The organism is Methanobrevibacter sp. UBA417 (genome assembly GCF_002508845.1).
Classification (GTDB): domain Archaea; phylum Methanobacteriota; class Methanobacteria; order Methanobacteriales; family Methanobacteriaceae; genus Methanobrevibacter_A; species Methanobrevibacter_A acididurans.
The window spans coordinates 74,317-87,254 of record NZ_DAZC01000031.1; the positions used below are offsets into that span (position 1 = coordinate 74,317).

The window sequence follows — 12,938 nt, forward strand, 5'->3', positions numbered from 1 at the left end:
TTTTTAAAAATATATCCTATATATTGGAATTCATAAATTATTATAGTATTTATTTTATATTTTTTTAATTATAAATTTTTTTTAAAAAAGAATCTATTCTTTATACATAGATTTCAATCTTTCTACAGTATCAATATCTTCTAAGCCTTTATCGTCACGAATTCTTTTCACTACAGGGAATCTTAAAGAATAACCTGCATCATATTCTGGACTTTTAACGATTTCACTATATGCAATTTCTAAAATTATTTTAGGCTTAACAATAATTTTTGTACCTTTTTCGTTAATTTTATATTTTTCCATCATTTTTGTTAATTTTGCTAAGGTTTCATCAGTTAAACCAGTAGCTACATGAGCAACAGTTTCTAATTCTTCATCATCATTTCTAAGAGCTACCATGTAGGATCCAATAAAATTACCTCTTTTACCTATACCATATGTTCCCCCAACAACCACAACATCTAATGTTTCCGGTTCAGCTTTAAATTTTAACATTTTTTTGCCACGAATTCCAGGTATATATGGTTCTTTGGCATCTTTAATCATTATTCCTTCATGCCCTTCGGCAATAGATTTTTCAAATAATCTTTTTGCATCTTTAAGATTATCTTCATTAACCATAGCTTTTTCACTAAGATTTAAATTATCACTTTTTGTATTAACAATTTTTTCAAGAATCTCTCTTCTTATTTTAATTGGTTCATCCAATGTTGGTTTTTTATAATATAAAAGATCGTATAAATAAACTTTAAGAGGAACAGACTCAATAGCTTCTTCAATATTATATTTTCTACGGACTCTGTGTAATATATTTTGGAAAGATAAAGGTTTACCATTACGTGTTGCTATGACTTCACCTTCTGCAATATAATTTTCATCCGGAAATGCCTCACGAATTTCATTTACTATTTCTGGAATAGCTTTTGTAATATTTTCTAATCGTCTAGTAAATATTGTTATATTGTCTCCATTTTTATGAACTTGCATACGTATTCCATCATACTTAGTTTCACAAAGAGCTTCACCCATCTCTAATATACTTTCATCTATATTAGGAGATAATTGTGCAAGCATAGGTTTAACAGGTTTTCCTGGGGTTAAAGACAATTTTTTTAGTCCATTTTCGCCCTGATTTTTTCCTACTTCTGCAACAAGTCCTAAATCATTTGTTAACATATAAGCTCTTTCAGTGACACTTTTATTTATATCAAAAGCATCAGAAATGGCGTCACGAATAATTCCTTCACCTACTCCAATTCTTAATTCTTCAGTTATTGTTCTAGTAATATATTTGGCTTCTGTTCCAGAAGCTGAAGATAATAACTCTAAAATTATTGAAATCTTTTTGTTGGTTGAATTATTACCAGAAATAGTTGCTAATTTTTTTAAGTTACTAAAAACAAATTTGATACTTAGGGGTTGTGAAAAAAAAGTAGTTTGGCTCTTTTTAGAATATAATTTTTCAGCAGCTGCTCCAATATCCCCTTGGTCCCTTATTTGATTTTCAACTTCATTTTCATTTACTCCAATAACTTTACTAATAGCTTTCATTACGAGTTTATCTCCGATTCCCATTTCTTGTTCACTGTAAAATGGAAATACTTTCCCTAAAGCTAATAAAGTTACAATAGGTAATGTTTCATCATCTACCTTCTTAAAAAAATTAGCTAAAATATCTGTTTTTTTTAATCTTTTAGTAGTATTACTCAATGCTTCATAAACATTTACAAGTTCTTGGTACTTCATTTAATTAAATTCCTTTTTATAATAGTTTTTCAAACCTTAAAGATTCTGCTTTACAAATTGGACATATTTCCGGAGGTTTTTCTCTACTACATAAATATCCACAGACTTTACATCTCCAAATAGGATATTTTGTATTTAAAACTTTAGATTCATCTTTTAATTCTATTTTTTTATTAATTTCACTTAATCTTCTATCTGGAATTGATTGTGCTGTTTCTTGACTATTTGCTATTTTTTTATTAACATATAAAGCACAAAAACATGATCCATATTCTTCGAGATCTATATCTCTATAATCACATGGACATATCAAATCTAGATCCTTTGTTTTATCTCCACTTGCTAATCTACAAGGACAAGCTCCATAACCATATCGATCTTTATTAACCTCAATATTTTCAATAAGTGTTTCAACAAATTCTTTATCGGGGTTTATGAAATATCCATTATCCTCTGCAGATTTTTTAAATTTGTCATAAGTTAACATTTTAAGGACACTCTCCTATTAAAATAATTTTTTCATTAATCATTCTTTTATTAAATCATCAATTTCATCAGGTTTGTATCCAATTATAATGTCTTTATCATTGTATACAATTGTAGGGAATGATATATCTTTATTATATTTTTGAAGTGTTTCAACAGCTTCGTTTCTTTCTTCACCTTCAGTTAAATCTACATAAATATAATCATATTCTAAATTTAACTTTTCAAGATGTTCTCTTGTTTTTTTACACCATCCACAGGTACTTAAAGCAAATAATAATATATCTCCTTTATTTTCTCCATTTACATGTTCTAATTCCATTTTATCACATCTTCTTTTTTTTTAATTAATTAAAAATCATCTTTTGCTATTTTAACAGAGCAGTATTCTCCGCACATTGTACACATTTCATTATCATCAAGTTTACATTTGTCACGATATTTTCTAGGTTTAGAACTATCAAATGCTATATCAAATTGTTGATCCCAATCAAAGTTTCTTCTAGCTTTTGACATCATTTTTTCTTTTTCCCATGCGGTATCCAACCCTAAAGCTACATCTCCAGCTTGAGCTGCTATTTTTGATGCAATTATACCTTCTTTAACATCATCTAATTCAGGTAAACCTAAATGTTCTGCTGGAGTTACATAACATAAAAAATCCGCACCGCTGGATGCTGCTATTGCTCCTCCGATTGCAGAAGTTATGTGGTCATATCCGGGTGCTAAATCTGTTACAATTGGACCTAATACATAGAAAGGTGCACCATAACATAATGTTTTTTGTATTTCCATATTTGACTTTATTTGGTTTAAAGGTACATGTCCTGGTCCTTCAACCATACTTTGAACAGAGGCTTCTTGGGCTCTCTTAACTAATGTTCCTAAAGTAACTAATTCTTGAATTTGGGGAACATCGCTAGCATCGGATAAACATCCTGGTCGTAACCCGTCACCTAAACTTAGAGTTATATCATATTCTTTAGCTAATTCAAGTAAGTAATCATAATTTTCATATAATGGATTTTCTTTTTCGTTATGTAAAATCCATGAAGCTAAGAATGTTCCGCCTCTACTAACTATTCCCATTTCTCTTTTAGCATTTTTTAATTTTTTAACTAGATCTTGAGTGATTCCACAATGTAAAGTCATGAAATCAACTCCTTCTTTAGCTTGTTTTTCTATTGTTTTAAAAATATCATCTTCTTCCATATCAATAATTTCGTTTCCTTTGTTAAGAGTAATGACTCCTGCTTCGTAAATAGGAACAGTTCCTATCGGTATATTTACAGTTTCCATTATTTGTTTTCTGAATAATTCTAAATCAGGACCAGTACTTAAGTCCATTAATGCATCAGCACCATATTCCATACATAGTTTTGCTTTATGGGTTTCTAATTTTATATTTTCTATTTTACTACTTGAACCTATGTTTGCATTTATTTTTGTGCTTAATCCTTCACCTATTCCACATGCTTCTGTGTTTCGGTTAATATTTTTAGGTATTACTATTTTACCTTCTGCTACTTTAGTTATTATTTCTTTAGTACTAATTCTTTCTTTTTCACAAATTTTTTCCATTTCTGGAGTGATATTGCCTTTTTTAGCTTCTTCCATTTGAGTCAATTATAATCCCTCGAAATTTAATAGTAATATATTATTGAAAATTTTTTCTCTATTTTATATGAAGTATATACTTAATATTAAATTTTGTTTAAAATTAAAGTTCAATTAACAATTTTTATTATTATTTTTAAAAAAAGTAATACAAATGTTTTAAAAAAATAAGAGATATAGTTAAATAATTAACTATTTTCTCTTTATTTTCTGGTTTTAGTAAACTCTATTAATTAGGATGTTTAATGGCTATAAACTAGTTATAATTCTTTTTTTCTAATCTATTTAATTATATTGAATCATATCATCAGAGTTATTATTACTAGGTTTTACCTTATCCATTGCTTCTTCAAAGTATTTCATTGGAACTTCATTTGAATCCATATTATTTCTTAAAGTTAACATTGCAGCTTCTCGACATACTGCTTCAATATCAGCTCCAACATAACCTTCTGCTTCTTTTGCTAATTTTTCTAATTTAACATCTTTAGATAAAGGCATATTTTTAGTATGTACCTTAAATATGGATAATCTACCTTCTTCATTAGGTGTGCCAACTTCAATATGTCTATCAAATCTTCCAGGTCTCATAAGTCCTGGATCAATCATATCTGGTCGGTTTGTAGCACCAATTACTGCAACATCATGTAATTCTTCCATACCATCAATTTCAGTTAATAATTGATTAACTACTCTTTGAGTTACACCAGAATCTCCTAATGAATTTCCACGTGTGCTGGCTATTGAATCTAATTCATCAAAGAATATTACTGTTGGGGAAGCTTGTTTAGCTTTTTTAAATACTTCTCTAATTCCTTTTTCTGAATCTCCTACCCATTTTGATAATAATTCTGGTCCTTTAACAGATATGAAATTTGCTTCACTTTCGTTTGCTACTGCTTTTGCAAGTAATGTTTTTCCTGTTCCTGGAATTCCATATAATAAAGTTCCTTTAGGTGGCTTAATTCCGAATTTTTCAAAATTTTCCGGATATTTTAAAGGCCATTCAATGGCTTCTTTTAATTCTTGTTTAGCTTCATCTAATCCACCTATATCATCCCATTTTACGTCAGGTACTTGAACTGTTACTTCTCTTAATGCAGATGGTTGAATTTCTTTAAGTGCTTCTTTAAAATCATCTTTGTTTACTATAATCTTTTTGAGAGTTTCTTCAGGAATTGGTTCCCCATCTTTAATTTCAGGAATTATTCTTCTAACAACTCTCATTGCTGCTTCTTTTGCTAATGATCCTAAATCTGCCCCAACAAATCCGTGGGTTGATTCTGCAAATTCATCTAAATTTACATCTTTACCTAATGGCATTGATCTTGTATGGATTTCTAAAATTTCTTTTCTTTCATCAACATCAGGTATTCCAATTTCAATTTCTCTGTCAAATCTTCCAGGTCTTCTTAATGCAGGGTCTAATGAATCTGGACGATTAGTTGCTCCTATTACCACAACTTGTCCACGTGAGTTAAGGCCGTCCATTAATGTTAAAAGTTGTGCTACAGTTCGTCTTTCAGTTTCTCCTTGTGTTTCTTCTCTTTTTGGAGCAATAGCATCTAATTCATCTATAAATATTATTGAAGGCGCATTTTCTTCTGCTTCATCAAAAAATCCTCTTAAATTTTCTTCTGATCCTCCAACATATTTACTCATTATTTCTGGCCCATTTATTGTAATGAAATGCGCATCACTTTCGTTTGCTACTGCTTTTGCAAGTAATGTTTTTCCTGTTCCTGGAGGTCCATACATTAAAATTCCTTTAGGAGGGGTAATTCCTAATTTATCAAATATTTCTGGTCGTTTAAGTGGAATTTCTACCATTTCTCTAACTTTTTTAACTTCTTCTTTTAAACCACCAATATCTTCATAGCTTACATCCACAAAGTTAGATATTCCTTCAATTTTTGATAAGTCTACAGGATTTTCTTGCATTTCTATTTGGGTGTTGGGTCCTACATATACAATTCCTAAAGGATTTGTATTTACTACCGCTAATTTCAATTGACCTAGTGCTGGAACTTCCATCATTTCTCGGAACATATCATCAAATAAACTGTTTCCACCTAAGTTTTGTCTTTGTTGTTTATATCCAGTTACTATTATATCACCTTGTACCATCACTTTATTCCTAAAAGCTGAATTTAAATCTCCACTAACTCTTATGGGATCTTCTAATGGTGCTAATTTTATTTTTTTAGCTTCTTTTGCTTCAGCTTTTTGAACAGTAACTTCTTGTCCTATGGATGCTTTGGAGTTTTTACGGGTTGTACCATCTATTCGTAATGTTTTTGAATTTATTTCATTTTGTGATGAAAATACCATTGCGGCTGTTGTTTTATTACCGGTTATTTGTATTATTTCTCCATCAGTTACTCCAATTTTGACCATTGTTTCAGGATCGATTCTTGCTATTCCTTTACCTACGTCGTGTTGTGATCTTGCTTCTGCAACTTTTAATGTGATTTCTTGATTTTGTTGATTATTATTTTCCATAACTTCCATCTCCTTTTTTAATTTTTTATTTCTTTTTAAATTATTCTATTTTTTAAGTTTTAATTATCACCTTTTGACTTTTAAGTTACTCTTGTTATTTTAATTGTAATTTTGTGCATTATAGTTACGCTATTCATAAAAAATTGTTTTATACTTTCTTTTTTATTTTTTTTACTTTCAATTATCTTTTAGTAAGTTTTTGTAACTATAGTATAATATGTGCATTTTCTAATATATAAACATTTCGGTTTTTACTTTTTTTTAATCGATTTATTAAACCATTTATTATTCTTATTTTTTATATTTAATCACTTATAGTTTATTTTATATTATAAATATATTATTTTAGATTTAAAATTCATTATAATATCTTATAAATCATTTTTGTCATGTTTTATTTGTTTTTAATAAGTAGTTACATTTTGTTATTAAAATATTTTAAGTTCGTTATATATTATTTAAAAAATAAAAAAATTTAAAAAAATATTATCTAATAACCCCTCCAAAACCCTTTAATATATTTTTTGTTGATTCAAATGCAGCATTATTCAATGCTTCAATCTTAAAAGTAAAACTAGTAAAACCTTCTTGAATTTGTGGCCCAGTATAAACATCAATAATTTTAACATTTGTAATATCTTTAATATTATTAATAGTATCTTTAATCACATATTGATCAGCTGTTAATGGGAAAACACAACTAATAGATTGAGAATAATTTTTTTGAAGTTTAATTTTCCATTGGATTAACTCCTTTTCACTTAAAACTTCAACATTAGAAATTTTTAATTTTTTGTGATGTTTATTAGTATTTAATTTTAAGAATTCAGGACCTAAATCTTCTAAAATTCCTATATGAACAATTCCAGAGTATATATGTTTTAAACCTATTTCTTTACCAATAGACATTTTTAAAATATTTGATTCATGATTAAGAGAATTAATAGCTTTATCACTTCTACCTAAAGCAGACTGAATATCGCCCATGTTTTTAGTTGCTATTAATGCTATATCTACAAATTTGTCTTCATCTTTAGTAGAAATTACATCTTTTAATTCACATACTGCATCAGCAAAAGTTTGGCGAACAAGTTCCCCATTTTTATTTTCTAATTGTATAGAATAAGTTAAAAAAGGGTTTTGAGATACTATTCTAGCAATCATATCTATCATAAGATTATAAATAGGACTTTCAAAATCTTGAGTATCTTTCACATTAACATTTAATTTAGCAATAGCATATGCAGTAGAAATATAAGAAAAATGGGTTAATACTTGTACTATAGCCATCATTTTGTCATGTTCTTGTGGTACAGTTTCAATAACTTTCATTTTTTTATTTTTTAAAAATTTTTTTACTTTAGGATACCATTTTCCTTTCTTTTTAGGAGTTAAAACTATTATTTGCCCATTTAAACTTGTTGTTCTCGGACCAAAAACTGGGTGAGTTGGAATAAACTCTACATCTTTTGGAACATATTTTTCCATAATTTTAGAAGGTCCTTCTTTTACACTTGTAACATCTATAAGTAAAGATCCAGGTGTCATTTTAGGTGCTAATTCCTTAATAACATCCTTTGTGCTTGATATGGGGACAGATATAATGATTATGTCGCTAGATTTTACAACCTCTTCATTATTTGAGGAATAATTAACATTTAATTCATAACTAGTAATTTTCCCAACAGTTTCATCTCTACCTGTAATAGTTACATCAAAATTTTCTCTTTTAAAGAACCAAGCTAATGTTTTTCCTAATCCCCGAGTTCCACCAATAATTCCAATTTTCATTTTAATCCTGCTATGACAAATTTTATATTGTATAAAATTAAATCTTTTTTTTATTATTTAATAATTATATTATTTATTATTATAATATATTATATTAAAAACTTTAAAATCTGTAATATAGGAGTATATTTGTAATGAAAATAATTTATCAAGATAAAAAAAATGGGGTTATGAATCTTCTTCCAGAAACATTAGACGATTTATGGCATTTGTCTCATATAATAGAAGTTGGGGATAATATATATTCTAAAACTTCTCGTCGTATTCAAGATACAACAGGGGATAAACTTAGAAGTGATCGAGGTGTTAAAAAAACTTTTACATTAGGAATATCAGTTGAAAATATTAATTTTCATATTTTTACAGGTAAATTAAGACTTACTGGCCCAATTATTCAAGGTCCAGAAGATATTATCCCTTTAGGTTCTCATCACACAATTGAAGCAAAAATCAATACTCCTATTAAAATTAGTAAAGAAGTATGGTCAAATTGGATTTTAAAAAGAATTAATCAGTCTATTAAAGCATCAAAAAAATTATCTGCTATTATTATTAGTTTAGAAGATGATGTTGCGGATATTGGTTTGATTCGTCAATTTGGTGTAGAATATTATGGTCCTATTATGGGAAATATTTCAGGTAAACGAATTTTAGATAAAAGTCGTCAAAAAAAATTAAACCAATTTTATCAAAGTATTATTGAAGTTATTAATCGTTTTGAGGATGTTTCAACTTTTATCATTGCAGGTCCAGGATTTTATAAAAATGATTTTTTTAAATATTTAAAAGATAAATTCCCAAAGATTGCTAAAAAATCCATATTAGAAAACACTGGCTCTGGAGGTCGGTCTGGAATTTATGAAGTTCTTAAAAATGGTACTGTTGAAAAATTAACCTCAGAAAATAGAATAGCTTATGAAATGTCAATATTAGAAAAACTTTTTGAAGAAATGTCAAAGGGAACTTCTAAAGTAGCCTATGGTAGGGAAGAAGTTAATAAAGCTGTTAATTCTGGGGCTGTTGAAAAATTGCTTGTTTTAGATAATTCAATTAAAAGTAAAAATTTAGAAAATTTAATGGATATGGTTGAAAACATGTCTGGGAAAGTAATTGTTATAAGTAGTGAACATGAAGGAGGTAAACAGTTAGAATCCCTTGGAAGTATTGCTGCTTTACTTCGTTATCCTGTAAATTAAGCTTTTTTTTTAATTTTTTTAATTTTGAAAACAATTATATATCAGTTTTAACAATATGTTAATATTTAAAAATAACTAATTTATTCTTTAATTAGTTTTTATAAATAATTTGGGTGTTAAAAAAACATGTTCTCCATGTATCTTCAACTATTAGGCGTATTCTTATTATCTTTTTTTGGAACAATGGTATTAAATATAATTTTCCGTTTCTTAGGTAAAAGAAGATTATTAGGCAATTTATATCAGAATATTAGAGGTGGAACTCCTCGAGCAATCGGTTTGATTCCTTTCATATTATTAAGTTTATATCTACCACAGGGATTCAATGATTTGGTACTTGTTATTGGTATATTTGCATTTGTTGATGATTTATTAGGTAGACGTAAAATATTAAATTTAAATGTAGAGTGGGGCCAATTATTCCGTGGTGTAGGAATGTTATTAGTAATGATTATTGGTTTCCCATTAATGGGATGGTCTTCTATACTTGTTGCATTACTTGTTCAACCAGTTAATATTTCAGATATGCAACCAGGTTCTACTTGTAGTGTTGTATTTATACTTGCAGCTATAGTTTCAATTTTAATGGTTATAATAGGTACAGCACCTATATTAGAGTTACCAGCATTTTATACTCCTTTATTAATTTTAGCCGTATGTTTAGGTTATGCTCCTTTAGATTACTTTGGAAAGATAATGTTAGGTGAAGTTGGTAATCACTCATTTGCTATAGCTTTAGGTATTTCCTTCTATATGCTAGGTGGATTTTGGTGTACATTAATTTTCTTCATTATCACCACAATTTTAATTGCATTTATTAGAAGAAATAATCTTTATAGGTTCTTATCTCGAAAGTTAAAAATTTATAATCCTACTTTTGGGGATTATTTTATGGATGTATTAACAGGTGGGGGATTAGGAGATCTTTTTAGAAAAATAGTATTAGGTCAAAGACAAATTAGAGTTTCTAATCCTTTATTAATAATATTAGGATTTAGAAGATTATTGTATAATCCTTTTGCACCAAATAATAAACAACATTTTTCTAATGATCGACAGGTTAATAAAAATAGTCTTAGAAAATTTCTTTAAATTAGATAACTTTTTTATATTTTTTTAAAAAATATTATATTATATTATATTTATTTATGGGTTTGTAATTATGAAAGCGTTATTAGTTATTACTGGGAGAGGTTTAGGGGGAGATGCTAGAGTAGGTTTAAATGTTGTTAAATCCCTAGAAAAAGAGGGAGTTAAATGTGAAATAGCTTTAGATCATAATGCTCCTGGATTATTATATGAAAAAAATGGTTATTCTTGGCATAAAGTATCTATTCCTCAAGCTGGGGGGCATGCAGCTAGTAAAATATCCACTATTAAAGCAGGGGGTAAAACATTAAAAGCTGCACGAGAAACAAAGAAATTGATTCAACATATTAAACCTGATGTTGTTGTTGGTATTATTGGTGGTGGGGCTGTTATAGGTTGTATTGCAGCTAAATTAGCTAAAGTTCCTGCTGTGGCATTAATTGATACTCCTTTAGATTCTAAAGTTTGTTCAAGATTAAATCATTGTATTGTTTTGCCGGAAAATCAATTATTTAAATCAAAAAATCTTCCACCTAACTTAGAAAAATCATTTTTCCCATTAACTCCGGGTATAACCAAAGGAGATAAATCTAATGGTTTAAAAAATATTACTCAACATATTTTAGAACTTAAAGATAATAATCCTGGAAAGTCTATTGCGGAATTTGATGCAGATAAAACTACTTTACTCTTTTCATCTGGTTCTTCATTATTTGAAATGTCTGTTAAAGCATTAAAAAATTTTACAGATGTTGTTAATGATGAATATAATATTTTGCTTGTTGGTGATCCATTGAAAAAAGAATATTTGGATATGGTTGATGAGTCTAAGGTAATTAATTTAGGGTATATTGATTGGATTAAGGATTGTTATGCCATAACTGATTTGGCGGTTCTTACAGATGATGGGAACATGATTCAAGAATCTATGGCTTGTGAATTGCCTTGTATGGCATTAACAAAAGTAAAATATGGTCGTTATCACAATATGGCTGCAATTTTCCCGGGTGCAGTTGTTGAATCTGATATTATTGATTTAAATGATAAAATTTTTGATACTTTAAATAATTTAAATAGTATACAGGCTAAAACTACTGAATATAGTCAAGAAGTTTTATCTGCCGGTAAAAAAATAGCAGATATTATTATATCTGAATCCAAAAAAAATAAATAAAAATTTATTTTTTTATATTTTTACATAAACTTCATGATTTTATAGTACATATCTGTTGATGGGTGTAATTCTAAAAAATCATTAAAATCTTCTTTTGTAATGCCTAAATTCATTAGGAATGCCATATATGCAGTATCATCTACACTAGAAGGAGATATTGCACTTATATTTTCGATTTTTCCTGTTTTATTATTTAGATCTACACTTGTTAAACCTGTTTCTGAACTCAATGCTTTCCAAAATGCTCCAGGACCAGCACCTCCAGGTATAGTTATGTTTGTAATTTCTTCTTTTAATTTTTCAGTATCTTTCTTATTTTGTATGAAACTAACATCCATATCTAAACTTATTGATTCTGGGGTGTTATTATAATATATTTCATTTGAATATCCTGCCATATTCCTTGCTGCTGTTATTCCTTCTCTTCGTGCAACTGGTGTTAGTTGGATTCCTCCAATTACATCCCCTGCAGCATAAATATTGGGGTGAGAAGTTTTCATCATTTTATCTACTTTAATAGTTTTATCATTATTTAACTTTATAATATCTTTAAATTTGTCTGTATTTGGTGTTCTTCCAGTTGCTATTAATGTTTTTCCACTGTAATTTCCAGATGTTGTAATGATTTCATCTTTTTTAATTTCTTTAATGGTTGTGTTTTCGTGAATGTTAATTTTTTTCAATAATTTTTGTACTGTGTAATTTTGGATTTTAGGTTCTAAATTTTTCAATACAGTGCTTCTTGCGAAAATATTAACTTCACTTCCATAAGAAGAAAATATATTTGCTAATTCGCATGCAATTATTCCTCCACCTATGATGTTTAATTTCTTTGGAATTTCTTTTAATTTAAGCACATCACTACTAGTTAAAGCATATTTTGCTCCAGAAATATTTGGAATAAATGGTCTTGCTCCTGTAGCAATCAAAACATTATCAGGATGATATATATTTCCATTAACTTTAACATTTATTTCATCATTTTCATCGATACTTAATTCTGCTTTTCCATAAATAATTTGATTCCCTACATTTTTATTATCACTTTCATTAATTTTTCGAAGAATTACTTGTGTTTCTTTAATTTTTTCTACCATTTTTTCATAAGAAAAATCTGTATTAGTTTTTATAAATCCTAAATCTTCATATCGTTTGCTTTCGTTTAAAAATTTTGCTACATCATTTAAAGCACATATAACCATGCAACCTTCATTTAAACATGTTCCCGCAATATACTTTTGTTCTATAAGTAATACTTCTTTTCCTAATCTTCCAAGTTCTAATGCAGCTAATCTTCCTGCAGGTCCTGCTCCAATAACTATATTTTCCATTTTTGT

10 protein-coding genes are annotated in these 12,938 nt (G+C 28.1%); 3 read left to right on the forward strand and 7 right to left on the reverse strand.

The window, feature by feature from the left end:
* Positions 1 to 93 precede the first annotated feature (93 nt).
* From BP769_RS07185 to BP769_RS07210, 6 genes are all read right to left on the reverse strand, one after another.
* A complete protein-coding gene (locus BP769_RS07185) occupies positions 94 to 1,746 on the reverse strand; it encodes an ATP-dependent DNA ligase (RefSeq protein WP_409198058.1) in 1,653 nt (550 codons plus the stop codon).
* A gap of 16 nt (positions 1,747 to 1,762) precedes the next feature.
* Positions 1,763 to 2,233, reverse strand: coding sequence for a ferredoxin-thioredoxin reductase catalytic domain-containing protein (locus tag BP769_RS07190; protein ID WP_409198057.1), 471 nt, complete (start codon positions 2,231 to 2,233; stop codon positions 1,763 to 1,765).
* A 39-nt stretch (positions 2,234 to 2,272) separates the two neighbouring features.
* Positions 2,273 to 2,554, reverse strand: coding sequence for a glutaredoxin family protein (locus BP769_RS07195; protein ID WP_409198056.1), 282 nt, complete (start codon positions 2,552 to 2,554; stop codon positions 2,273 to 2,275).
* Between the two features lie 29 nt (positions 2,555 to 2,583).
* On the reverse strand, positions 2,584 to 3,858 hold the full coding sequence (gene thiC / locus BP769_RS07200) for a phosphomethylpyrimidine synthase (RefSeq protein WP_409198055.1): 1,275 nt from the start codon (positions 3,856 to 3,858) through the stop codon (positions 2,584 to 2,586).
* 276 nt (positions 3,859 to 4,134) lie between these two features.
* On the reverse strand, positions 4,135 to 6,351 hold the full coding sequence (locus tag BP769_RS07205; protein WP_409198054.1) for a CDC48 family AAA ATPase: 2,217 nt from the start codon (positions 6,349 to 6,351) through the stop codon (positions 4,135 to 4,137).
* Positions 6,352 to 6,837: 486 nt separating this feature from the next.
* The gene (locus BP769_RS07210) at positions 6,838 to 8,142 is read right to left on the reverse strand and encodes a prephenate dehydrogenase (RefSeq protein WP_409198053.1); all 1,305 of its coding nucleotides are present in this window, start codon (positions 8,140 to 8,142) and stop codon (positions 6,838 to 6,840) included.
* A 134-nt stretch (positions 8,143 to 8,276) separates the two neighbouring features.
* Here BP769_RS07210 and BP769_RS07215 point away from each other — a divergent pair, with 134 nt between their 5' ends.
* From BP769_RS07215 to BP769_RS07225, 3 genes are all read left to right on the forward strand, one after another.
* Positions 8,277 to 9,338, forward strand: a complete 1,062-nt coding sequence (locus BP769_RS07215) for an mRNA surveillance protein pelota (RefSeq protein ID WP_413824486.1) — start codon at positions 8,277 to 8,279, stop codon at positions 9,336 to 9,338.
* Between the two features lie 135 nt (positions 9,339 to 9,473).
* Entirely contained in the window at positions 9,474 to 10,430 is a 957-nt protein-coding gene (locus BP769_RS07220) for a cell wall biosynthesis protein (protein WP_413824633.1), read from the forward strand.
* A gap of 70 nt (positions 10,431 to 10,500) precedes the next feature.
* Positions 10,501 to 11,601, forward strand: coding sequence for a glycosyltransferase (locus tag BP769_RS07225; RefSeq protein WP_409198051.1), 1,101 nt, complete (start codon positions 10,501 to 10,503; stop codon positions 11,599 to 11,601).
* A 20-nt stretch (positions 11,602 to 11,621) separates the two neighbouring features.
* On the opposite strand, the gene BP769_RS07230 is transcribed toward BP769_RS07225, so the two are convergent.
* Entirely contained in the window at positions 11,622 to 12,932 is a 1,311-nt protein-coding gene (locus BP769_RS07230) for an FAD-dependent oxidoreductase (RefSeq protein ID WP_409198050.1), read from the reverse strand.
* Between the last annotated feature and the right edge of the window lie 6 nt (positions 12,933 to 12,938).

Coding starts and splice junctions, on each gene's coding strand:
- BP769_RS07185 (WP_409198058.1), bottom strand. CDS start 1,746: ATGAAGTACCAAGAACTTGTAAATGTTTATGAAGCATTGAGTAATACT.
- BP769_RS07215 (WP_413824486.1), top strand. CDS start 8,277: ATGAAAATAATTTATCAAGATAAAAAAAATGGGGTTATGAATCTTCTT.
- BP769_RS07220 (WP_413824633.1), top strand. CDS start 9,474: ATGTATCTTCAACTATTAGGCGTATTCTTATTATCTTTTTTTGGAACA.
- BP769_RS07195 (WP_409198056.1), bottom strand. CDS start 2,554: ATGGAATTAGAACATGTAAATGGAGAAAATAAAGGAGATATATTATTA.
- BP769_RS07190 (WP_409198057.1), bottom strand. CDS start 2,233: ATGTTAACTTATGACAAATTTAAAAAATCTGCAGAGGATAATGGATAT.
- BP769_RS07210 (WP_409198053.1), bottom strand. CDS start 8,142: ATGAAAATTGGAATTATTGGTGGAACTCGGGGATTAGGAAAAACATTA.
- BP769_RS07225 (WP_409198051.1), top strand. CDS start 10,501: ATGAAAGCGTTATTAGTTATTACTGGGAGAGGTTTAGGGGGAGATGCT.
- BP769_RS07205 (WP_409198054.1), bottom strand. CDS start 6,351: ATGGAAAATAATAATCAACAAAATCAAGAAATCACATTAAAAGTTGCA.
- BP769_RS07230 (WP_409198050.1), bottom strand. CDS start 12,932: ATGGAAAATATAGTTATTGGAGCAGGACCTGCAGGAAGATTAGCTGCA.